21 protein-coding genes are annotated in these 21,793 nt (G+C 64.8%); 5 read left to right on the top strand and 16 right to left on the bottom strand.

Features of this window, described 5'->3' with window-relative positions; genetic code table 11:
• Nucleotides 1-21: 21 nt before the first annotated feature.
• The 3 genes from J7S20_RS07745 to tgt all read right to left on the bottom strand — a co-directional run bounded on the left by J7S20_RS07745 (nucleotide 22) and on the right by tgt (nucleotide 4,417).
• A complete protein-coding gene (locus tag J7S20_RS07745; protein WP_284053668.1) occupies nucleotides 22-2,883 on the bottom strand; it encodes a M16 family metallopeptidase in 2,862 nt (953 codons plus the stop codon).
• 122 nt (nucleotides 2,884-3,005) lie between these two features.
• Nucleotides 3,006-3,191, bottom strand: coding sequence for a hypothetical protein (locus J7S20_RS07740; RefSeq protein WP_284053667.1), 186 nt, complete (start codon nucleotides 3,189-3,191; stop codon nucleotides 3,006-3,008).
• A 92-nt stretch (nucleotides 3,192-3,283) separates the two neighbouring features.
• Nucleotides 3,284-4,417: a tRNA guanosine(34) transglycosylase Tgt gene (gene tgt, locus J7S20_RS07735; protein WP_284053666.1), complete on the bottom strand. Its 1,134-nt coding sequence runs from the start codon at nucleotides 4,415-4,417 to the stop codon at nucleotides 3,284-3,286.
• A 106-nt stretch (nucleotides 4,418-4,523) separates the two neighbouring features.
• Between tgt and J7S20_RS07730 the strand changes: the two genes are divergently transcribed.
• On the top strand, nucleotides 4,524-4,685 hold the full coding sequence (locus J7S20_RS07730; RefSeq protein ID WP_284053665.1) for a hypothetical protein: 162 nt from the start codon (nucleotides 4,524-4,526) through the stop codon (nucleotides 4,683-4,685).
• A 32-nt stretch (nucleotides 4,686-4,717) separates the two neighbouring features.
• Here the strand turns inward: J7S20_RS07730 and J7S20_RS07725 are convergent, their stop codons facing one another.
• The 6 genes from J7S20_RS07725 to J7S20_RS07700 form a co-directional block, all read right to left on the bottom strand.
• Nucleotides 4,718-6,034 (bottom strand): amidohydrolase family protein, encoded by a 1,317-nt coding sequence (locus J7S20_RS07725; RefSeq protein ID WP_284053664.1) that lies wholly within the window; start codon nucleotides 6,032-6,034, stop codon nucleotides 4,718-4,720.
• Entirely contained in the window at nucleotides 6,031-7,467 is a 1,437-nt protein-coding gene (locus J7S20_RS07720) for an amidohydrolase (protein ID WP_284053663.1), read from the bottom strand. The genes J7S20_RS07725 and J7S20_RS07720 overlap by 4 nt, the downstream gene beginning before the upstream one ends.
• Nucleotides 7,468-7,603: 136 nt before the next feature.
• The gene (locus tag J7S20_RS07715; RefSeq protein ID WP_284053662.1) at nucleotides 7,604-8,065 is read right to left on the bottom strand and encodes a PAS domain-containing protein; all 462 of its coding nucleotides are present in this window, start codon (nucleotides 8,063-8,065) and stop codon (nucleotides 7,604-7,606) included.
• 184 nt (nucleotides 8,066-8,249) lie between these two features.
• Nucleotides 8,250-8,825, bottom strand: coding sequence for an aminoacyl-tRNA hydrolase (gene pth / locus J7S20_RS07710; protein WP_284053661.1), 576 nt, complete (start codon nucleotides 8,823-8,825; stop codon nucleotides 8,250-8,252).
• A gap of 4 nt (nucleotides 8,826-8,829) precedes the next feature.
• A complete protein-coding gene (locus J7S20_RS07705; protein ID WP_284053660.1) occupies nucleotides 8,830-9,369 on the bottom strand; it encodes a hypothetical protein in 540 nt (179 codons plus the stop codon).
• A gap of 40 nt (nucleotides 9,370-9,409) precedes the next feature.
• A complete protein-coding gene (locus J7S20_RS07700) occupies nucleotides 9,410-10,096 on the bottom strand; it encodes a 50S ribosomal protein L25/general stress protein Ctc (protein ID WP_284053659.1) in 687 nt (228 codons plus the stop codon).
• Nucleotides 10,097-10,268: 172 nt separating this feature from the next.
• Here J7S20_RS07700 and J7S20_RS07695 point away from each other — a divergent pair, with 172 nt between their 5' ends.
• Complete coding sequence (locus J7S20_RS07695; RefSeq protein WP_284053658.1) at nucleotides 10,269-10,928, top strand: GNAT family N-acetyltransferase; 660 nt, start codon at nucleotides 10,269-10,271, stop codon at nucleotides 10,926-10,928.
• On the opposite strand, the gene J7S20_RS07690 is transcribed toward J7S20_RS07695, so the two are convergent.
• The 4 genes from J7S20_RS07690 to J7S20_RS07675 are packed head-to-tail and all read right to left on the bottom strand — an operon-like array spanning nucleotide 10,929 to nucleotide 13,405.
• Nucleotides 10,929-11,804, bottom strand: coding sequence for a TraB/GumN family protein (locus J7S20_RS07690; RefSeq protein ID WP_284053657.1), 876 nt, complete (start codon nucleotides 11,802-11,804; stop codon nucleotides 10,929-10,931). It lies immediately after the preceding gene.
• Nucleotides 11,805-11,826: 22 nt separating this feature from the next.
• Complete coding sequence (locus J7S20_RS07685) at nucleotides 11,827-12,750, bottom strand: TraB/GumN family protein (RefSeq protein WP_284053656.1); 924 nt, start codon at nucleotides 12,748-12,750, stop codon at nucleotides 11,827-11,829.
• A gap of 39 nt (nucleotides 12,751-12,789) precedes the next feature.
• The gene (locus J7S20_RS07680; RefSeq protein ID WP_284053655.1) at nucleotides 12,790-13,224 is read right to left on the bottom strand and encodes a hypothetical protein; all 435 of its coding nucleotides are present in this window, start codon (nucleotides 13,222-13,224) and stop codon (nucleotides 12,790-12,792) included.
• Entirely contained in the window at nucleotides 13,199-13,405 is a 207-nt protein-coding gene (locus J7S20_RS07675) for a helix-turn-helix transcriptional regulator (RefSeq protein WP_284053654.1), read from the bottom strand. The genes J7S20_RS07680 and J7S20_RS07675 overlap by 26 nt, the downstream gene beginning before the upstream one ends.
• A gap of 240 nt (nucleotides 13,406-13,645) precedes the next feature.
• Here J7S20_RS07675 and J7S20_RS07670 point away from each other — a divergent pair, with 240 nt between their 5' ends.
• From J7S20_RS07670 to ppdK, 3 genes are all read left to right on the top strand, one after another.
• On the top strand, nucleotides 13,646-14,512 hold the full coding sequence (locus J7S20_RS07670; RefSeq protein WP_284054040.1) for a glycine--tRNA ligase subunit alpha: 867 nt from the start codon (nucleotides 13,646-13,648) through the stop codon (nucleotides 14,510-14,512).
• Between the two features lie 158 nt (nucleotides 14,513-14,670).
• Nucleotides 14,671-17,025, top strand: coding sequence for a glycine--tRNA ligase subunit beta (gene glyS, locus J7S20_RS07665; protein ID WP_284053653.1), 2,355 nt, complete (start codon nucleotides 14,671-14,673; stop codon nucleotides 17,023-17,025).
• 121 nt (nucleotides 17,026-17,146) lie between these two features.
• Nucleotides 17,147-19,813, top strand: a complete 2,667-nt coding sequence (gene ppdK / locus J7S20_RS07660; RefSeq protein ID WP_284053652.1) for a pyruvate, phosphate dikinase — start codon at nucleotides 17,147-17,149, stop codon at nucleotides 19,811-19,813.
• Nucleotides 19,814-19,866: 53 nt separating this feature from the next.
• Here ppdK and J7S20_RS07655 read toward each other — a convergent pair whose 3' ends face one another.
• From J7S20_RS07655 to J7S20_RS07645, 3 genes are all read right to left on the bottom strand, one after another.
• Complete coding sequence (locus tag J7S20_RS07655) at nucleotides 19,867-20,175, bottom strand: hypothetical protein (protein WP_284053651.1); 309 nt, start codon at nucleotides 20,173-20,175, stop codon at nucleotides 19,867-19,869.
• Nucleotides 20,168-20,707, bottom strand: a complete 540-nt coding sequence (locus J7S20_RS07650) for a hypothetical protein (RefSeq protein ID WP_284053650.1) — start codon at nucleotides 20,705-20,707, stop codon at nucleotides 20,168-20,170. The genes J7S20_RS07655 and J7S20_RS07650 overlap by 8 nt, the downstream gene beginning before the upstream one ends.
• 83 nt (nucleotides 20,708-20,790) lie before the next feature.
• On the bottom strand, nucleotides 20,791-21,786 hold the full coding sequence (locus J7S20_RS07645; RefSeq protein WP_284053649.1) for a type II secretion system F family protein: 996 nt from the start codon (nucleotides 21,784-21,786) through the stop codon (nucleotides 20,791-20,793).
• Nucleotides 21,787-21,793: the final 7 nt, after the last annotated feature.

The following is a 21,793-nucleotide window of genomic DNA, read 5'->3' as shown; positions in this document are numbered from 1 at the left end:
ACGCACCGTGCCTTTCGCGCCTTATTTCAGCGTCGCGCTGTCGAGGTCGAGATCCTTGGCCTCGATCACCTCGAGGTCCGGATAGGTCTTGCGCAGATCGCCGACAAACTGCTTGGCGTCGCCGACCACGACGATGCTCGCCTTTGACGGGTCGAGCAGCCTGGCGGCCGCACTCTGTACCTGTGCGGCATTGACGCCCTGCACCTCGGGGATGAACTTGTCGATCTCGCTCACCGGCACGTCTTCGCTGACATAGCTGGCAAGGATGCTCGCGACGGAGGAGTTGGTTTCCGCCGCACGGCCGAATCCGCCGATCAGCGTCGCCTTGCGCGGTTCGAGCTCGTCGCTCTTAACCGGCTCGGTGCCCATCTTCTTCATCTGGTCGACCATGATCGAGACGACCTCTGCCGCCGACGGGTTCTTGGTCTGGGTCCGCGCCGAAACGACACCGCCGCGGCGACGGGCGTCGAGCGAGCTGCCGGCGCCGTAAGCAAGCCCGCGCTTGACGCGAACCTCTTCGTTCAACCGCGAGGAATATCCGCCGCCAAGCACCGAATTGGCGACCTGACCGGCATAATATTCGGGATTGTTGCGCGCGATGCCGGGGCGCGCAACCACGACGCCGGCCTGGCCGGCATCGGGCATGTCGACCACGATCACGCGCGGCGCCGGATAGGATGTGGTCGCGGGAACCGGGGCCGCGGCGGCACCGGCGGGTGCTTTCCAGCTACCGAAATACCGGGTCGCAAGCTGCTGCGCCTGTGCCTGCGTCACGTCGCCGACCATGACGATGGTGGCGCGGTCGGGCCGCCAGGTGGCGTCATAGGCGGCGGCGATATCGTCGCGCCCGATCGCGCCCAGCGACTTCGGCGTTCCCGAATCGAGATGGCCATAGGGAGCATCGCCGAACACCGCGCGATTGGCGGCCATCGCGGCGAGCGCGGCCGGATTTTTCAGCTGAACGTTGATGCCGTCGATCGTCTGCTTGCGCTCGCGGTCGATCTCGCCCTGCGCGAAAGCGGGGTTCTGCGCGACATCGGCGAGGATACGCATCGCCGGTTCGATCTCGTTCGAGCGGACATCGACGCTCGCGGTGCCGCTGTCCCAGCTGGAGCCGCTGCCGATCGAGCCGCCCAGCGATTCGATCTGTTCGGCGATTTCGGTCGCCGAGCGGGTCGCGGTGCCCTTGGTGAGCAATTCGTCGGTGATCGAAGCAAGGCCGGCCTTGCCCTTGGGGTCGAGCACCGATCCGCCGTTCACGCTTACCAGCGCGCTGACGAGCGGCAGGTCGTGGCGTTCGACCACCACCAGTTTCACGCCATTGGGCAGCGTGGAGACATGCGGCGTCGGGATGTTCGCCTTTACCGGGGCGCCGGGCTTGGGCAGCGGTATGCGGTCGGCGCCGGTCGCCGCGGTCACTACGGGAATGTTCGCGGGCGGGGTCAGCGGCTTGACCGCGATCGTGTCGGATACCCCCAGCGTGTCGCTCTTGGCATCGGCGGGCTTGGCGCTTTCGGGCAGATAGCGCAGCGTCGCCGAACGATCTTCCGCCAGATATTTGCGCGCCACGCGCTGCACATCGGCGGCGGTCACCTTCTGGATTTCGGCGAGCTGCTTGTCGGCGGCGTGCGGGTCGCCGTCGATAATGACCGACTGCGCCAGCGTCGAAGCCTTGCCCTGCGCGGTTTCTCGGCCGTGCAGCGCATTGGTCACGATCTCGTTCTTGGCCTCGGAAAGCTCTTCGGGCGTTACCGGTGCATCGCGCAGCGCCGCGATCTGCTGGCGCAGCGCCGCCACGCCCTGATCGGCGGTCTTGCCGCCCGCCATGATCGCATAGACGGCAAGCGCGCCCGGACCGCGCTTGGTATCGAGATAGGTGTTCGCCTGCGCGGCGAGCTGATCCTTGTAAACGACATTGTCGTAGAGCCGCGAATGGTGACCGCCCGACAGGATCGCGTCGAGCACTTCCAGCGCGGGCATGTCTGGACTGTTGTCGGGCGGCAGCGGATAGCTGATCGCGACCGCGGGCAGCGGCGTGTTGGGTTCATATACGGTGTAATCGACCGGCTTGGTCCGCTCGGGCTCTTGCAGGTTCACGCCGGGAATCGGCCGGTCGGGATTCTTCAGGTCGCCGAAATATTTATCGACCCATTTGTTGAGCTGCGCGGGATCGAAATTGCCCGACACGACGAGGATCGCATTGTCGGGGCGGTAATAGGTCGCGTGGAAGGCGCGCAGATCGGTCAGCGTCGCCGAATCGAGGTCCTCGATGCTGCCGATCCCCGGCCGGCCATAGGGCGAGGTCCGGAACGACATTTCGGGGAAATAGAGATAGAAGAGCTTGCCATAGGGCTGCGCGAGCACGCGGCTGCGCAGTTCCTCTTCGACGACATGGCGCTCTGAATCGAAATTCTTCTGATCGACGACCAGCCCCGACATGCGGTCGGCTTCGGCGAACAGCAGCCGCTGGAGATGGTTTGCGGGGACGACCTCGTAATAATTGGTGTAGTCGTCATTGGTCGATGCGTTGTTGAAACCACCGACATCCTCGGTCAGCCGGTCCATCTGTTCGGGCGCCAGATTGCGCGTGCCCTTGAACATCAGATGTTCGAACATGTGGGCAAAGCCGGAACGGCCCTTGGGATCGTTGACCGACCCGACCTTGTACCAGACCTGCACCGACACGTTGGAGGTGGAGGTGTCGCGGATCGCATAGACCTGCATGCCGTTCGCCAGCGTGCGCTCGGTGAAATTCAGCGGCTTCACCGCGTCCGCGCCGGCCTGTGCCGTTGCTGCGGCCGGTTCGGCGGTCAGGGTACGCGCGGCGGCGGTCAGCGGCAGCAGGGCGGCGCCCAGCATGAGGGCGGCACGGGTGAGGCGCATTCGTTGCAACTCCGGGAAATCAATCAGGAATTGCAACCATGCGCTCGCAAGCGCGGGTGTGTCAACGCGGCGATACAGCGCGATGGGCTTTCATCGCCGGACGAGGCCGTACCGCGCGCCGGTCAGTTTTCGCGGCGCTGCTTGCTCGCATAGATGGCGGCGGCGGCGAGCGCTGCCGAGCCGACGCCCAGTCCGATCGATGCGATGGGCCAGCGGCGGCGCTTGCCCGGATCCTCGGTACGCGATGCGTTATCGCGCGTCGTGTTGCTCTCGCGCACGGCGGTCGTGATCTCGTTCTCGTCGCTCACCAATCTTCTCCGGTTCCCGGCAGGCACAACTGCTTAGGCCGACCATTTCCGGTACCAACTTGCAACCCGCAAAATGGATGCGGCGCGTGTTTCTAGTCCTTGGGCCGATAATAATCGCGGCGGAACGCCTCGGCGAAGTCGCGCAGCCTGCCATCGGCGATCGCGGTGCGCAGATCGGCCATCAGCCCCTGATAGAACCACAGATTATGCTCGGTCATCAGCATCGCGCCCAGAATTTCGCCCGAACGGACGAGGTGATGGATATAGGCGCGGCTCCAGCCCGAACAGGTGGGGCAGGGACAGGTCGGGTCGATCGGCCCGCTATCCTCTGCGAACTTCGCGTTGCGGATGTTGATCGGCCCGGTCCGCGTGAACGCCTGTCCCGTGCGGCCGGACCGCGTGGGCAGCACGCAATCGAACATGTCGACGCCGCGTTCGACCGCGCCGACGATATCGTCGGGCTTACCCACGCCCATCAGATAGCGCGGGCGATCCGCCGGCAACTGGCCGGGGGCGTAATCGAGCACGCCGAACATCGCTTCCTGCCCTTCGCCCACGGCCAGCCCGCCGATCGCATATCCGTCGAAGCCGATATCCGTCAGCGCGTCGGCCGACGCCTTGCGAAGCCCCTCGTCGAGCGCGCCCTGCTGAATGCCGAACAATGCGGCGCCTTCGGCATGGTCGCCGCCCGCGTCGAAGCCGTCGCGCGACCGTCTGGCCCAGCGCATCGACCGCTCCATCGCCGCCGCCTGCACGTCGCGTGTCGAGGTGGCGGGCACCAGTTCGTCGAACGCCATCACGATGTCGGAGCCGAGCAGCCGTTGAATCTCCATCGAACGTTCGGGGCTGAGCATGTGGCGTGACCCGTCGAGATGGCTTTTGAACGCCACGCCCTCTTCGGTGACCTTGGTCAGGTCGGACAGGCTCATCACCTGATACCCGCCCGAATCGGTCAGGATCGGCCGTTCCCAGCCCATGAATCCGTGCAGCCCGCCCAGTCGGGCGACGCGCTCGGCGCTGGGGCGCAGCATCAGGTGATAGGTGTTGCCAAGGATGATGTCGGCGCCCGCTGCGCGAACATCCGCGGGCTTCACCGCCTTCACCGTCGCGGCGGTGCCGACGGGCATGAAGGCCGGCGTGCGGATTTCGCCGCGGCGCATCGCGATCGTACCGGTGCGCGCGGCGCCGTCGGTTGCCTGGATGGAAAATTCGAAACGCGGATTCATGCGGTCGCCCATGCCGCGCGGCGACGCGCCTGTCCACTCATGCCGCTCCGTTCACGGAGCAGATTGCGGCGCGGTCCGTTGGCTCTTTCGACAAGGAGGAACGACCATGACCCAGGCGACCAATCCCGGCGACGAGGCCGAACCCGGCACACTGGGAACCGGCGAAGACATCTGCCCGCGCTGCAACGGCAGCGGCAGGATCGATGGAAAGACCTGTCCCGAATGCGGCGGCAGCGGCAAGGTGACCGAAGGCATCGGCGGCGGCTGAAGACGCTTTCGCCGCCAATACCCCGATTGGCTTCAGCGCCGGTATGCGCCCGGAAGATTGCCCTCTGCCGGGTTCATATAGCGTTCGCGCAAAAGGTCCTGCCGCGTCTGTAGCGGTTGATCGACACCGTCGACGAACACCTTTTCGGCCGTGGTCGAAAGTTCGAGCGGGTCGCCGCTCCAGATCACCACGTCGCCGTGACGGCCCGGTTTCAGCGATCCGATCTCGCCGTCCATGCCGACCGCCTTCGCCGCGCCCGAGGTGATGGCGGCGAATGCCTGGTCCCAGCTCAGCCCCGTGGCTCCGGGCACCTTCGTCAGCGCGACCAGATTGCCGGCATATTGTTTTTCGTGTCGTGCCTGACGCGCGTCGTTGTCGTTGATCGTACCCAGCCCGACGGTAACCCCCGCGGCGATCATCCGCCCGACGTTCGACTGGGTGGCGGCGAGCCGGTCGAAGCCCGAGGGCAGGTCGTTGAGCGCGCTGGCGATCACCGGAACCCCGGCCGCCGCGATATCCTTCGCCACCGTCCAGCCTTCGGACGCACCGACCAGCACGAGCTTCAGCGCCGGCATCTCGCGCTTCAGGTCGAGCAGCGTCAGAATGTCGGACGCGCGCTCGACATGGACGAGCAGCGGCACCTCGCCCTTCGCGACGGGCATCAGCGCCTGTGCATCATAGCGGTTGAGAAGCGCGTCCTTGCCCTGATCGGGATGGCTGCCGGGATCGCGCGCATAATCGCGCGCGAGCATCAGCGCGTTGCGAAACATCGCAAAGGCGGCGGGGCGGCTGCCACCGGCTTCGCGGGCGCCGTCCTCGCCATATTCCATGAACTGGAAGGCACGGCGCCTGGTGATCGGATCGTGGTCGCGACCAAGGTCTATGACCGCGCCCTGACCGGCGAAGATCGACCCTTCGCTTTCGGGCGCGACGATGGCGCGGGTGATCCCCGCCGCGCGGTTGATCGCGACCGGCATCGCCAGCGGGTTGACCGCAGGTGCCACGTCGATCGCCGCGTGGAACGGGCTGTCGCCGGCGCCCGCGTCGTTGGTCTGCGACACGCCGTCGATTTCGACCACGCCGAGGCGGGTGAAGCCCGCCACGATACCCGGCGTCACCCAGCGTCCCTTGGCATCGATAGTATGGACGCCGGCGGGTACGGCAACGCTCTTGCCGGCGGCGACGACGCGGCCGCCCCGCACGACGACGGTTCCGCCCTCGATCGGTGCCGAGCCGTCGCCGATGACGAGCCTTGCATTGGTGATCGCGACATTCTGCGCAGCAGCGGGCGCGGCCGCCGCGAGCGCCATGGCGGGCAGCGCGGCGAGGGTCAGGGCAATGCGCTTCATTTCACGTCTCCCGCACCGGGCTGGCCAAGTTCGAAATCGGAAACCGGTCGGCGAGACGGGTCGTCCATGTCGTACATTAGCGCGCCGTCGATCCAGACCTTTTCGGGCCGCGTATAGACGCTGAACGGATCGCCGTTCCACAATACGACATCAGCCATCTTGCCCGGCCTCAGGCTGCCGGTCCTGTCGGCAATTCCCAGAATCTTCGCGGGATTGTAGGTCAGCCATTTCCATGCGGTCGCATCCGAAATGTCGATGCCTGCGCGCCGCCCGGCGGCAAGTGTCTTGGCGACTTCCTGGTTCAGGCGCTGGATGCCGTTCTCATCGTCCGAATGGATCGACGCGCAGGCGCCGTTCTTTTCGAGAAGCGGGAGGTTTTCCTCGATCGCGTCATAGGCTTCCATCTTGAAGCCGTACCAGTCGGCCCACACCACCGCGCAGGTGTCGTTGGCCTTCAGCAGGTCGGCGATCTTGTACGCCTCGACCGCGTGGTGGAACGCCGTGACATGGTATCCGAACTCCTTCGCCATATCCATGACGACCGCCATCTCGTCGGCGCGGTAGCAATGGTTCTGGACCAGGATGTCGCCGTGCAGAACGCCGCGCAGCGTATCCATCGCGATGTCGCGGTCGGGCATGTCGCCGCCGTCCTGTTCGTACTTCGTCCATTTGCGGTCATAGGCCTGCGCCTTCGCCCAGGTCTGGCGATCGACCGCAATATTGCCCATCCGCGTCGAAGGTTTGCGGTGCTGGCTGCCATATACGCGCTTGGGGTTCTCGCCGCAGGCCATTTTCAGGCCGTAGGGCGCGCCGGGAAATTTCATGCCCTGTACCGTGCGGGCATAGACATTCTTCACCACGACCGATCGCCCGCCGAACAGATTGGCAGAGCCGGGCAGGATCTGGAGCGTCGTCACGCCGCCATTGGCGAGCGCGCGGCTGAAGCCGGGGTCCTGCGGCCAGACGCTGTGTTCGGCCCAGACATCGGGGGTGACCGGATCGGTCGCCTCGTTTCCGTCCGACAGGGCCTGGACAGAGGGTGAGGGATAGTCGCCCAGATGGCTGTGGACATCGATAATGCCCGGCGTCAGCACCTTGCCGCTGCCGTCGATCACCGTGGCGCCGGCCGGCGCATCGACCGACTGGCCGACCGCGACGATCTTGCCGCCCGCGAACAGCACCGATCCGCCGTCGATCCGTCCGCCCTCACCGTCGAAGATGGTGACGTTGGTGACGAGCGTCGGCACGCCCGGATAGGCATGATAGGTCGATGGATACGGATCGCGGCTATAGCTTTGCGGTGCCTGTTGCGACGACGCGGTTTGCGGATGGCTGTCGCCGTTGCTGCTGCACGCGACGAGCGACAGTGCGACCGCGGCCCCCGTCACGATCCGCGCCAGTGCCGTGCGCGGCCTGATCCTTCCCGCCTTCATGATGCCCCCTTGATTTTCCCCGTTCGGAACGCCCCGCCGGACGGCGCGACGCCTTTGCCCAGACGATTGAGGAAAGCGGCGAAGGTGTCAATCGACTGCGAGGGGAGAGCTGCTCCGCCAGCAGATCTGGCGGGGACTAGGCTCGTTCGGGAACGAGTTCATTTCCCTTCGTGTCGGACGCACCTGTCACCATGCGGGAAGTTGACAGAACCGACACCACTGTTCCCTCTCGGGCGGTAAGCGGCTTCAGATGCACATTCCATCGATGGGGCGTGCCTTTTGCCGTAGGGCAATCGGCTTCAAATCTTGCCTCTTCGCCCCGGGCCGCTTTCAGGAAACATTGTTTCACGAAATCCTGCGACTGGCTCGGCCAGAGTTTCCACCACAGCTTGCCGAGTACCAGTTCGGGAAAATCGATTTCCATGGCTTTCAGGCCATTGCAGTTCATGAAATCCAGGTGGCCGTCGATGCTCAATATCTTGATGCAATCGTCGCTCTGCTCGAGCAGAGCGATCACCAGATCGTTTCCATCGAGTCCCACCGAGCCCATGACCGATATCGCATGTGCATCAGCCGATGTGCCGGGAACAGAATTCATCGCTGTATTCCGCATAGAATGATCGAGACGGTTGACCTGGTTCGGATGTCACCAGAATCAGAAACGGCAGGATAGTACGCCCTGCTTAAACCTTCGTAAGGACGGGCGTCGGAATTCTACGTACCGCGCTTGCTCGCAACTGGCTGAAAACCGGCGGGATCGAGCGGGCGGCCCGTCGGTCGTCCTATGCTTGCGGCTGCATCCGCATCGCGACCTCGTTCATGAAGCGCGCGTCGTCGCCTGCGGCCAGCCATTCGGCTTCGGCGGCAACCGCGCCCAGCATGTCGGTCAGGTCCTCGATCTCGTTCTTGGCATAGTTGCCGAGAACATATCCGGTCACGCGGTCCCTGTGGCCGGGATGGCCGATGCCCAGCCGCACGCGGCGGAAATCGGCGCCGATATGCGCATCGGTCGAACGCAAGCCGTTATGCCCCGCATTTCCGCCGCCGGTCTTTACCTTCACGCGAAACGGTTCGAGATCCAGCTCGTCGTGAAAGACCGTCACATCGCCGGGCGACAGTTTATAAAAGTCCATCGCCGCGCGGATCGAACGGCCGCTTTCGTTCATGAAGGTTCCGGGCTTCAGCAGCACGATCTTTTCGTTGCCGACGCGGCCTTCCTGGACCCAGCCCTGAAACTGTTTCTTCGGCGCGGCAAAGCCATAGACTTCGGCGATCGCGTCGATCGCCATGAAGCCGACATTGTGCCGATGCATCGCATAGCGCGGACCGGGATTGCCGAGACCTGCCCAGATCTGCATCGGATCAGCGCTCGCCGGTTTCGTCGTCGGACGGTGCGTCGGCGGCGGCGTTGCTCTCGCCTTCGGAAACGGCCTGCTCCTCGGAAGGTTCGTCGCTCGCCGGGGCGGCCGCCTTGTCGTCGGTCGCGGCGTCCTCGTCCTGCTTGGCGTCGGCTTCGGGCGCTGGGGCCGCTTCCAACGCGGCGGTGACGCGTTTCATCGCGTCCTTGTAGATGCCGTAACAGGCGACCGTGGCCGCGCCCTTGTCGTGGATCGCGGCGAATGCGGCCTGTCCCGCGGCCATCTGCGCCGCAAGCTGATCGTCATCAAAGCTCGCCGTCAGCCGGGCTGCGTAGAAGGGGATGGCATAGCGGAACAGCGCCATCTGCTGCCGCTGGGCGGGCTTCAGCTTGTCGCCGCGCCGCGCGAACACGGTGTTTACATAGCTCAGGCCGGCAAAGCAGACCGCATCATGGTCCACCTTGCCGGCCTGTGCCGGAACGTCGGCGCGGGCGGCGGAGCCGGCGGGCAGGGCGATGAGCCCCGCCATGGCCAGCGCCGCCATGCCGCTGCGCATACGATAGGAGAGGGTGGAAGAGGCGATCTTACGCCTCCTTGTCGCCCTCGTCCTCGCCCATGACCGTGTCGGCTTCCTGCTCGGTAACCTCGGTCTCTGCTTCCTCGCCTTCCTCGGCGGCGGCCTCGTCTTCGCTCGACTTGAGCGCCGACGGTGCGACGACGGTGGCGATGGTGAAGTCGCGATCGGTCACGGCCGATTCGGCGCCCTTGGGCAGATCGACATGGCTGATATGGATCGAATCGCCGATGTCGAGGCCCTTGAGCGAAATGGCGATCTCGTCGGGGATGCTCGCCGCATCGACCACCAGCTCAAGCTCGTGGCGAACGATGTTGAGCACGCCGCCGCGCTTCACGCCCGGCGATTCCTCTTCGTCGGTGAAGACGACGGGGATGTTCACATGGACCTTGGCATGTTCGTCGATGCGCAGGAAATCGACGTGCACGGGGCGATCGGTGACCGGGTCAAGCGCCACGTCCTTCGGCAGCGTGCGAACCGGCTTGCCGTCATTGGTGTCGATCATGATGATCGAGTTCATGAAGTGCCCGGTGTTGAGCATCTTCATCAGTTCGCGTTCCTCGACATGGATGCCAAGGGGGTCTTTCTTGTTGCCGTAGAGAACGGCGGGGACGCGGCCTTCGCGACGAAGCGCACGGGAGGCTCCCTTGCCAACCCGGTCGCGCGTCTCGGCCATAAGCTTAAGCTGATCGCTCATGCCAGTTTCCTTTTTAAGCGCTGGATATATGGTACACCGGCCACGCCTCCAGGGATGACCATGGCCGGAAGTGCGCGCGTATAGGCGCGCCGCGCGCGAAAGGCAAGCGGCTGGCAGCGGCGCGCAAGCGTGCCGATTGTCGCGCGCCACAGCGCGTCATAAGGGAGGCGCCATGAATCGTCGAATCGCAACGGACGGCGTCGAACGCGAGCTGTTTCACGCATGGATCGCCGCGCGTTCGCTCGCCCGCAAGGTGCCGGCGCCGGTTGCCGATCATGGCGGCTGGCGCGTGGACACGGCGAGCGATGCCGAAATCTGCCGCTATCTCTTCGCCGCGCCCGAGCCGGGGCTGGAGGCACTGGGTACGATGATCGACCGGCCGCGGATTTTCCTGAAGCTGTGCGCCGGCCGCGATACGCTCGCGGCGCTTCTGCCCGATCGCTGGGACGTGACCGCCACGGGGTTCTTCATGACCGGGGCAGGGGCGGGTGTGGGCGCGGCATCGCTGCGCGCGGGATATTCCGCCGGGCTGTCGAGCGATGGCCCGGTCAGCCATGTCCGCATCCTGGCGGCCGACGGGTCGCTCGCCGCGAGCGGATATGCGGCGGAAGCGGCGGGCGTGTTCGCCTATGACCGGATCGTGACCGACGCTGCGCACCGGAGGCGCGGGCTTGGGCGCGCGGTCATGGCCATGCTCGGCGCGGAACGGCGCAGTGCGGACGCGTTGCCGGTGCTGGTCGCCAGCCCCGACGGCCATGCGCTCTACACGGCGCTGGGTTGGGAGACCGTGTCGTCTTATTCGACCGCGGCGCTGCCGGTGGGCGAGGGGTGATTATTCGACGCGCTCGACGGTGAAGCCGCGCTTGCGCAGCATCGCCACGACCGATTTCGGGCCGACCAGATGCCCCGCGCCGACGGCGACGAGGACGCGGCCGGGATTGCGCATCCGCCGGGCGATCCAGTCGCTCCAGCGTGCATTGCGCCCGGTCAGCAACGCCGTCTCCAGCGCCGGCTCTCCCGCGAACAGCGGATTGAAGCTCGCCTCCAGCCGCTTTGCATCGCCCGCGCGCCACGCCGCCAGCGTTTCGGCATAGCCGCCGCCGGGCGAGGCGGCGTCGGCGACGGCGCGGGCGAGCAGATGGCGCTGCGCGCGCTCGTCCAGCGCATCGAACAGGCCGAGCTGTCCGGTCAGCGTTTCGAATGCGGCGATATGCTTGCCCTTGTCCGAAAAATCGCGCGTCAGTGCCGCTTCGACGCCGGCATCGCGGGTCGCGCCGTCCTCGCGCCCCGCACCGGATGCGAGCATCAGCGCCGCGCCCCAGCTTTTCAGCCCGTCGAGCGTGGCGGTATCGACGCCCGCCTGGTGCGCCGCCTTTGCGAGCAGCGGGCGCTGCGCCTCGGGCAGGCGCTCGGCGATGGGCGGCAGGTCGTCCGCCCGCGCCATTCGCAGGAACGTGGCCGATTGCCGCGCCGGGTCGCCGGGCGGGATTTCCAGCACCAGCAGGTCGGCGCGGTCGATCGCGCGGGCCAGCGCGGGTGTCCGCCACCGCAGCTCGGGCGGCAGCAGGTGGATCGATCCGAACAGCCACACCACCGTGTCGCCGTCCGAAACACGCCACAGCGCCGGGGTCGCCTTCGCCGTTTCCTGCTGCTGACAGCCGGTTGCGGCAAGGGCGATCGCCAGCGCTGCGATCAGTTGGATAAGCATGCGCATCGCATGCGCGCTTAGCCTATTCGTAATTGATGCGCACCGTCTTCACGCCCAGCTTGGCGAGATCGGCCTGGACGCTTTTCGGCCCGGCAAGGTGCCCGCTGCCGACCGCGATGAACACCGTGCCCGGCGTGTCGAGCATCGTCTTGATCTTGGTCGCCCAGCGCTCGTTGCGATTATAGAGCAGGATGTTGGCGAGCTCGGGCGTTTCGGTCATCGAATCGTTCATCAGCTTGCCGAGCGCGTCGGGATCGCCGGCCGACCAGTCCTTCAGCATCTCGTTGAGCATCTTGACGCCCGCTTCCTGATCCTCGGTCACCGAGTTGAGGAACTCGAGCTGCTGGTCCTCGGGCAGCGATGCGAAAAAACCGAGCTGTTCTTCCACCGTCTCGAACTTGCCGAGCGTCTTGCCCGCTTCTTGCGCTGCCGCCAGCAACGTGCGTTCGGCACCCTTGTTCGGGTCGAACCCGGCCTTCTGGATACCGACCACCGACAGCACCATGCCCGCGGCCCAGGGCTTGAACATGTCGAGCGACGTGGCCGGCATGCCGTAATCCTTCAACAGGCCGACATAGCGTGCCTTCTGATCGGCGGTCATCTTGTCGGTGAAGGGCTTGCCGTCGGTCGATACGCCCAGCTTCATCAGTCCCGCCTGAATCTTGGCCGGGTTGCTGATATCGGTTTCGAACACGACCTTGTCCGACTTGTCGAAGGCGGTCTTCACCGCATCGTCGAACCAGTCGATATTGGGTCGCAGCGCGTGGAAGGTCCCGAACAGATAGATGGTCGTGTCATCGTCCTTCACCACCCACAAGGCGGGATCGGCATCGACCGTGGTCGAGGCGGTGGCGGCCGCGGATGCGGCGGGCGCCGTATCCTGAGCGAGCGCCGGTGAGGCGAACAGCGCGATACTCAGCAGCGGCGCTGCAAATTTCCTGATCATGCAATATCCTTTGACTTGAAAGAGGGTTGTGGCCGCTTTTCAGCGGTATTTGTTCCACGCGAACACCGCGAGATAGACCGCCAGCGCGGCCAGGCAGACCGCGATCGCGTTGACCGGCGGCAGCGTGTTCCCCGCGGCGAACAGCGCCCAGACCGGCAGCGCGATCAGGAAGGTGAAGAACCCCGCCTGCGATGCGAGGCGGCGCGCGCGAAGCTCGTGTTCGTCGCAATGCTTCATTCTGCGCGCCAGCGGGATGAAGACAAGGCAGCCGACCAGGATGCCCGTGGCGATGCCGTTCGCCAGATCGGGCGACATGTCGCCAAGGTCGAACGACGCGCCGCCCTGGCGCCACAGGAAGATCGCGTCGAGCGCCAGCACTACCAGTGCCGCAAGCCCGATCATCCACCGCCGCCGCTCGCGCGCCTTCAGGCGTTCGGCTCCCGACCGTTCAGCGTTCATCATCAACTCCGTCATCGAAAATCTCCTCGATCGGCTGTTCGAACAGCCGCGCGATCTTGAATGCGAGCGGCAGGGAAGGATCATATTTCCCCGTTTCGATCGCGTTTACAGCCTGTCGCGACACATCGAGCCGCCCGGCCAGTTCGGCCTGGCTCCAGTCGCGTTCGGCGCGCAGCACCTTCAATCGGTTCTTCATGTCCGCCAGCATCGGACCCTTGCCCGTCTTTTCATTCGCTTGCTCCCGAATCGTTGTCAGGTTTCCCTGACTTTATGTCAGCGAGTCGCGACGATGTCAACAAGACCTGACAAAAGGTCGCTATATCCTGACAAATACCGGCTTGCTTGATTCCCCGCTGGCGATCCGGCAAGGCACCGCCATCGCCATATTGCACCGCCACAAGGGGCCCTCGTGACCGAACCCTTAAGTTTTCAGCGCATGATCCTGACGCTCCACGATTACTGGAGCGATCGCGGCTGCCTGATCCTGCAGCCCTATGACATGGAAATGGGCGCGGGCACCTTTCACACCGCCACCACGCTGAAGGCGCTGGGGCCGGAGTCGTGGAACGCCGCCTTCGTCCAGCCGTGCCGTCGCCCGACCGATGGCCGCTACGGCGAAAATCCCAACCGGCTGCAGCATTATTACCAGTATCAGGTGATCCTGAAGCCCAGCCCGGCGGACCTGCAGGACCTCTATCTCGGCAGCCTTGCGGCGATCGGCATCGACTTCACGCAGCACGATATCCGCTTCGTCGAGGACGACTGGGAAAGCCCGACGCTCGGCGCCTGGGGGCTTGGCTGGGAAGTCTGGTGCGACGGGATGGAGGTGACGCAGTTCACCTATTTCCAGCAGATGGGCGGATTCGACTGCAAGCCCGTCGCGGGCGAGCTGACCTACGGGCTCGAACGCCTCGCCATGTACATCCAGAATGTCGACAGCGTGTACGACCTGAAATTCAACGACGCGGGCGTCAGCTATGGCGACGTGTTCCTCGAAAACGAAAAGCAGATGTCGACCTGGAATTTCGAGGTCGCCGACACGGAGTCGCTGTTCGACCTGTTCAAAAAGGCGACCGCCGAATGCGAACGCTGCATCGACGCGAAGCTGCCGATCCCGGCCTATGAACAGGCGATCAAGGCCAGCCACACCTTCAACCTGCTGCAGGCGCGCGGGGTGATCTCGGTCGCCGAGCGCCAGGCCTATATGGGCCGCGTCCGCGATCTCGCGAAGGGCAGCTGCCAGGCATGGATCGACAAGAAGACGCCCGAATGGGAAGCGAACTTTCCGGGGTGGGTGCTGTGATGGCGATCCAAAATGGAAATGATCGTAGCCGCACAACATCCTACCTGGAACGGGGAAAGGGGCCGCGCGCAGCATGGTGGAAGGGCGTCGCCGGATCGCACGCCCCCCTCCGTCGACCCTGCGGGTCGCCACCTCCCCTTGCAGGGGAGGAATAACTAATGACCGATTTCCTGCTCGAACTCCGCTCCGAGGAAATCCCTGCGCGCATGCAGGAGCGGGCGCGCGCCGACCTCGAAAAGCTGTTCGTCGCCGAGCTCGGCAAGGCGGGGCTGAAGGCGGACGCCATCACCACCTACGCCACGCCGCGCCGCCTCGCGCTGATCGCGAAGGGGCTGCCGCAGGCGACCGAGGCGGTGTCCGAGGAACTGAAGGGGCCTCCGCAAGGCGCGCCCGATCAGGCGGTCGAGGGTTTCTGCCGCAAGGCCGGTCTGACGCGCGACCAGCTCGAGGTGCGTGAGGTCAAGGGACGCGCCACATACTTCGCCGTCATCGACACGCCGGGACGCGAGACTGCGGCGGTCATTGCCGAGGCGATCCCCGCCGTCATCCGCGCCTTTCCCTGGCCCAAGTCGATGCGCTGGGGCGACGCCTCGACCTCGACCGAGAGCCTGCGCTGGGTGCGCCCGCTCCACGGCATCGTCGCGCTGTTCGGTGACGATGTGGTCGATTTCGAATTCGCCGGCATCCGGTCGGGCGCGACCACGCTCGGCCATCGCTTCCACCATCCCGGCGAAATCACCATCGGCTCGGCCGCCGACTATGTCGAAAAGCTGCGCGCGTGCCACGTCATCGTCGACGGCGCCGAACGCCGCGGCATCATCGCGCTCGGCGCGAAGATGGCGGCGAACCAGGCCAATCTGTCGCTCGTCGAGGATGACGGGCTGCTGTTCGAAAATGCCGGGCTCACCGAATGGCCGGTGCCGCTGCTCGGCCGCTTCGACGAGGCGTTCCTCGACGTGCCGCCCGAGGTGATCCAGCTCACCGCGCGCGTGAACCAGAAATATTTCGTGTGCGAGCAGGATGGCAAGCTCACCAACGCCTTCGTCTGCGTCGCCAATATCGACGCGGCCGATGGCGGTGACCGGATCGTCGCTGGCAACGAAAAGGTCCTCGCCGCCCGCCTGTCCGACGCGCGCTTCTTCTACGAGACCGACCTCAAGACGAAGCTCGAGGATCTGACACCGCGGCTCGAAAAGATCGTCTTCCACGAAAAGCTCGGCACCGTCGCCGACAAGGTCGACCGCGTCGCCAAGCTGGCCAGATGGCTGGTCGAAGAGGGCATCGTGGTCGATTCCTCCTCCCGGTCGCGGGAGGGGCTAGGGGAGGGCGTGTCAGCCGCGACCGCCGCCTCTCCGGCAAGCCCTCCCCCGACCCCTCCCGCAGGCGGGAGGGGAGAATTGGCCGACATGGCCGAACGCGCGGCGCGGCTGGCAAAGGCCGATCTCGTCACCGGCATGGTCGGCGAATTCCCCGAGCTGCAGGGCCTGATGGGCGGCTATTATGCCGCCGCGCAGGGCGAAGACCCGCGCGTGGCGGAAGCGATCCGCGACCACTACAAGCCGGTTGGGCAGGGCGACGACGTTCCCACCGCGCCGGTGACGGTTGCGGTGAGTTTGGCGGATAAGCTGGATACTGTGGCGGCATTCTTCGCGGCAAAGGAGCCCCCGACTGGCTCAAAAGATCCATTCGCGGTGCGAAGAGCAGCGTTCGGCGTTTTGGCAATCACGATGGCCAACGCGCTTCGTATTGCCGTGACTGAACCGCTTGATCGTGCTTGGTTGGCAGCAAGATCAACGATGTTTGTCTGGTCCAATGAAATTAGCCGCGTTGAAGCTGACTGGGCGACTGCGATTGCAAAGCAAGGCGGGGGCGTATTTGATTTTATAGAAGCGTTTCTCGCAAGGTCCGGGATTCAAGGGGCCGACGCCGAAAATTGGCAAAAAGACACGCTGAATAATTACGAGCTTTTTCAAAGCGAAGTTTTGAATTTCTTCGCCGACCGCCTCAAGGTCCAGCAACGCGAGGCGGGTGTCCGGCACGACTTGATCGACGCGGTGTTCGCGCTCGGCGGCGAGGACGATCTCGTCCGCCTGCTCGCGCGGGTGAAGGCGCTTCAGGCGTTCGTCGGATCGCAGGACGGCGCGAACCTGCTCGCCGGCTACAAGCGCGCGGCAAATATCCTCAAGAAGGAAGGCTGGGGCGATACCGCTTCCGACCGGCATGACGAGGGGAGCAACAAGAAAACGCTTTCCTACACGCCCGAACCTGCCGAAGATGCCCTTATCCGCGCGCTCGATGCGGCCGAACCCAAGGCGGCGGCCGCGATCGAGGACGAGGATTTCGAAGGCGCAATGGCGGCGCTTGCCAGCCTGCGCGCGCCGATCGATGCGTTCTTTGACACGGTGACGGTGAACGACACCGATGCGGACAAGCGCGCCGCGCGGCTCGACCTGCTCGCGCGGATGCGCGATGCGGTGCACCGCGTCGCCGACTTCTCGAAGATCGAGGGGTAACGATCGAACCCGAAAGGGATATTTTCTGTCCCGATCAGCGGGAATAGTGTGAACCTAAGCCACAGCCGGCGTGTTTCTTCCCCAGGAATGGTTGGCCAAAGGAAAGGGCAGGACGAACACGATGACGCATTATGTGTACCGCTTCGGCGGCGGGATTTCGGACGGCGGCCAGGGGGACAAGAACCTCCTTGGCGGCAAGGGCGCGAACCTGGCGGAAATGGCGTCGATCGGCCTGCCGGTGCCCCCGGGCTTCACGATCTCGACCGAGATGTGCACGCGCTATTACGAGGAGGGTGAGGCCTTCCCCGATTCGCTGCGCGAGGAAGTGGCGAACGGCATCGCGCATATCGAAGGAATTACGGGCAAGAAATTCGGCGACGCGTCCGACCCGCTGCTCGTTTCGGTCCGCTCGGGCGCGCGCGTCTCGATGCCGGGAATGATGGACACGGTCCTCAACCTGGGGCTGAACGACGAGACGGTCGAGGGGCTGGCGAAAAAGGCCGATGACGAGCGTTTCGCCTGGGACAGCTATCGCCGCTTCATGCAGATGTATTGCGACGTCGTCCTGGGCCTCGATCATGGCCGGTTCGAGGAAGCGCTGGAGATCGCCAAGGAAGATCGCGGCTACAATCTCGATACCGAGATGACGGCGAAGGACTGGCGCGCGCTGGTCGACGAGTACAAGGCGCTGGTCAGGGAAATGTGGGACAAGCCCTTCCCGCAGGACGTGAACGATCAGCTATGGACCGCGATCGGCGCGGTGTTCGGATCGTGGAATGTCGAGCGCGCGAAGGTCTATCGCCGGCTCCACTCGATCCCGTCCGAATGGGGCACCGCGGTCAATGTCCAGGCGATGGTGTTCGGCAATATGGGCGACACCTCGGCCACCGGCGTCGCCTTCACCCGCGATCCCTCGACGGGCGAAAAGGCCTATTACGGCGAATTTCTGATCAACGCGCAGGGCGAGGACGTCGTCGCTGGCATCCGCACGCCGCAATATCTGACGAAACGCGCGCGAGAAAATGCGGGAGCCAAGCCGCTCAGCCTCGAAGAGGCGCTGCCCGACACCTATGCCGAACTGGTCGAGGTCTTCGAACGCCTCGAAAACCATTATCGCGACATGCAGGACATCGAGTTCACCGTCGAACGCGGCAAGCTGTGGATGCTCCAGACGCGCACCGGCAAGCGCACCGCCAAGGCCGCGCTCAAGATTGCGGTCGAGATGGCGGGCGAGGGGCTGATTTCGCAGGACGAAGCTGTCATCCGCGTCGATCCGGCGGCGCTCGACCAGCTTCTCCACCCGACGCTCGATCCCGAGGCGGAGCGCGACGTGCTGACCAAGGGGCTGCCCGCCTCGCCGGGCGCCGCGAGCGGAAAGGTCGTGTTCGACGCCGACAGCGCCGAGAAAAAGGCCAATGGCGGCGAAGACGTCATCCTCGTGCGCGTCGAAACCAGCCCCGAGGACATTCACGGCATGCACGCGGCGAAGGGCATCCTGACCGCGCGCGGCGGCATGACCAGCCACGCCGCCGTGGTCGCGCGCGGCATGGGCCGCCCCTGCGTCTCGGGCGCGGGCACGCTGTCGGTAAAGGCCAAGGAAGGCGTGATGCGCGTCGGCAGCCGCGAGGTGAAGGAAGGCGATATCATCACCATCGACGGCGCGACCGGCGAGGTGATGGTGGGCGAGGTGCCGACGGTAAAGCCAGAACTTGCCGGCGACTTCGCCACGCTGATGGAATGGGCGGACAAGGGGCGGCGCCTGACGGTGCGTACCAACGCCGAAACACCCAACGACTGCCGCACCGCACGCGAATTCGGCGCCGAAGGCATCGGCCTTTGCCGTACCGAGCACATGTTCTTCGATTCCGGTCGCATCAACGCGGTGCGCGAGATGATCCTCGCTTCGGACGAGAAGGGACGGCGCGCTGCGCTCGACAAGCTGCTTCCGCACCAGCGCAAGGACTTCACCGAGATTTTCGAGGTGATGGCTGGGCTTCCGTGCACGATCCGCCTGCTTGACCCGCCGCTTCACGAATTCCTGCCGCACGAGGAAGAGGAATTTCAGGAGGTTGCCGACGCGATCGGCATGGATGTCGAAAAGCTCAAGCGCCGCGCGGCCGAGCTCCACGAATTCAACCCGATGCTCGGCCATCGCGGTTGCCGGCTGGGTGTGACCTATCCCGAAATCTACGAGATGCAGGCGCGCGCGATCTTCGAGGCGGCGTGCGACGTTGCCGAGAAATCGGGCGATGCACCGACCCCCGAAGTGATGATCCCGCTTGTGGCCACCCGCAAGGAACTCGAGCTGATGCGCGCGGTGGTCGAGAAGACCGCCAAGACCGTGTTCGAGGAAAAGGGGCGCACGCTCAGCTATCTGATCGGCACGATGATCGAGCTGCCGCGTGCGGCGCTCAAGGCGGGCGAGATCGCCGAATGCGGCGAATTCTTCAGCTTTGGCACCAATGACCTGACGCAGACGACGCTGGGCGTCAGCCGCGACGATGCGGGACGTTTCCTCGGCACCTATGTCGACAAGGGCATCTATGCCCGCGATCCGTTCGTCAGCCTCGATATCGAGGGCGTGGGCGAACTGATCGAAATCGCCGCCGAGCGCGGCAGGGCGACGCGGCCCGACATAAAGCTCGGCATCTGCGGCGAACATGGCGGCGATCCGGCCTCGATCGCCTTCTGCGAAAAGGTCGGGCTCGATTACGTCTCCGCGTCACCCTACCGCGTGCCGATCGCCCGGCTGGCGGCGGCGCAGGCGGCGTTGCGGGATGAACGATAAGACGCGCCGGTGCTCCTGTGATGCAGGAGCACCGAGGCCGCGCCGTGCCGTTATCAGCCGGTCTTGAGCTCGCCGATTTCCACGTCGACGCCGCCATCGGCATCGCGCGTTACGGTGCAAGGGATGATGCCGTAAAAGTCGCTGGCGGCATTGTCGCCCAGCAGCGACTTTCCGACGACGGGTTCACTGTCGGCGGAAAAGATGTTGCGCAGCATGATCGCCATACGCTCGCGGCAATCCTCGAGCGTGTCGGCCGCCACCATGACCGAAGTCGATTTGATCTGCGGGAATGCGGCGCCGAACGCTGAGCCTTCCGATTTGTGGACGACCGCGTCGAGCGACCAGGTGGCTTTATCAGGCATAATCTCGTGAGTGCTCCTCTTCTTTTCCCTCGCGCAGCATGGTGGCCTGCTCGCGCCAGTTTTCTCGTGCGATCCGGCCGCGCTCCATGTCGAGCTTGTCCTCCAGCGCGGTTTCCTCTTCGGCGGACAGTCCCTCTATCGCGGCATAGGTCTTGACCCCTTCCGCGTTGAGGTGTGCCTCCATCCGTTCGTCGATACCGCGAATCCGCGACAGATTGTCGCGCCCCCAGCCGAACCATCCACGATGGCCCGATGGCCGGTCTTCGGTCACGGTGTTGCCCGTTACCGCATTGGCGGCGACAGGGGAAGCCTTGGCAATACGATCGCGCTCGGCCTCGACCTCCCGGATACGCTCGTCGCGTTCCTTCAGCGCACGCTCCTGCTCTTCGCGATACGCCTTGTGCTCGGCTTCGAGCGTGCGATAGCGCTCCTTCCATTTCCGGCCGCCGGGATGGCTCGCCAGCCCGAAAAACCAGCCTGCAACAAGGGCCAGGCCCAGCACCACGAACTGCGCGGTGGTCGTGAACAGCATGTCGCACTCCTCCGATGTTACGGGGGATTAACGACCGGGGAGGAAAGAGCGTTCCCGCCGCCTGGCGGCGACCCTCGACAGCCTTATTTGAGCAGCGCGTCGTTGATCGAGCAGGCCGCCGGGCCAAGGATGACGACGAACAGCGTCGGCAGGATGAACAGGATCAGCGGCACCGTCATGATCGCGGGCAGGCGGGCGGCCTTTTCCTCGGCGCGCATCATCCGTTCGTTACGAAATTCGGCCGACAGGACACGCAGCGCGGACGCCAGCGGAGTGCCGTATTTCTCGGTCTGGATCATCGTCGTGACGACGCCCTTTACCGCATCGAGGTCGATACGCATCGCCAGGTTTTCGAATGCCTGGCGGCGGTCGGTCAGAAAGCCCAGCTCGATCGCGGTCAGCGAAAATTCGTCGCCCAGTTCGGGATAGGCACGGCCCAGTTCCTTCGCGACGCGGTGGAAGGCCGCATCGACCGTCAGGCCGGCCTCGGCACAGATCACGAGCAGATCGAGCGCATCGGGCAGCCCCTTGCGGATAGCATGGCTGCGCTTGGTGATCCTGTTCTTCAGATAGATGTCCGGCGCCTTGTAACTGAGCACCAGCGTGCCGGCGACCAGACCATAGGCCTTGATCGCGCTCCAGTCGGCGAACATCTCGGTACCATAGACCAGATAGGCGACCAGTCCGCCGAGCACGATCGGCGTCACCATGCGGCCGAAAATGACTGCGACCGCATATTCCTTCGACCGGATACCGGCCTGCAGCAGCTTGATCTGGGCCGCCTGGACCTGCTCGTCCTGCAGCACCTTCATCGACTGGAGGAGCTTGCGGATCGAATCGGTCGTGTCGTTCTTCTTGACCAGTTTCGCGCGGCGCTTGGAGGTCGAGGCGGTAATGCCCGCCTTCAGTTGCTCGCGGCGATCGTTGAGCGCCTTGACGCGCTTCGCCATCGGGTCGCGTGCTGTGGTGACGGTATAGATCGCGACGAGCACCATGAACGTCGCGATGCCCGACAGCATCGTCGCCACCCAGAGGACATCGACGCCAAGGATCGTCGGGCCGGCAGTTTCGACAGTCATCTCCGCG

Origin of the sequence: Stakelama marina, assembly GCF_018122655.1 — a bacterium.
GTDB lineage: Bacteria > Pseudomonadota > Alphaproteobacteria > Sphingomonadales > Sphingomonadaceae > Sphingomonas > Sphingomonas marina.
Note: the sequence above shows the minus strand (reverse complement) of the source record. Positions and strands in the feature narration are given on the sequence as shown.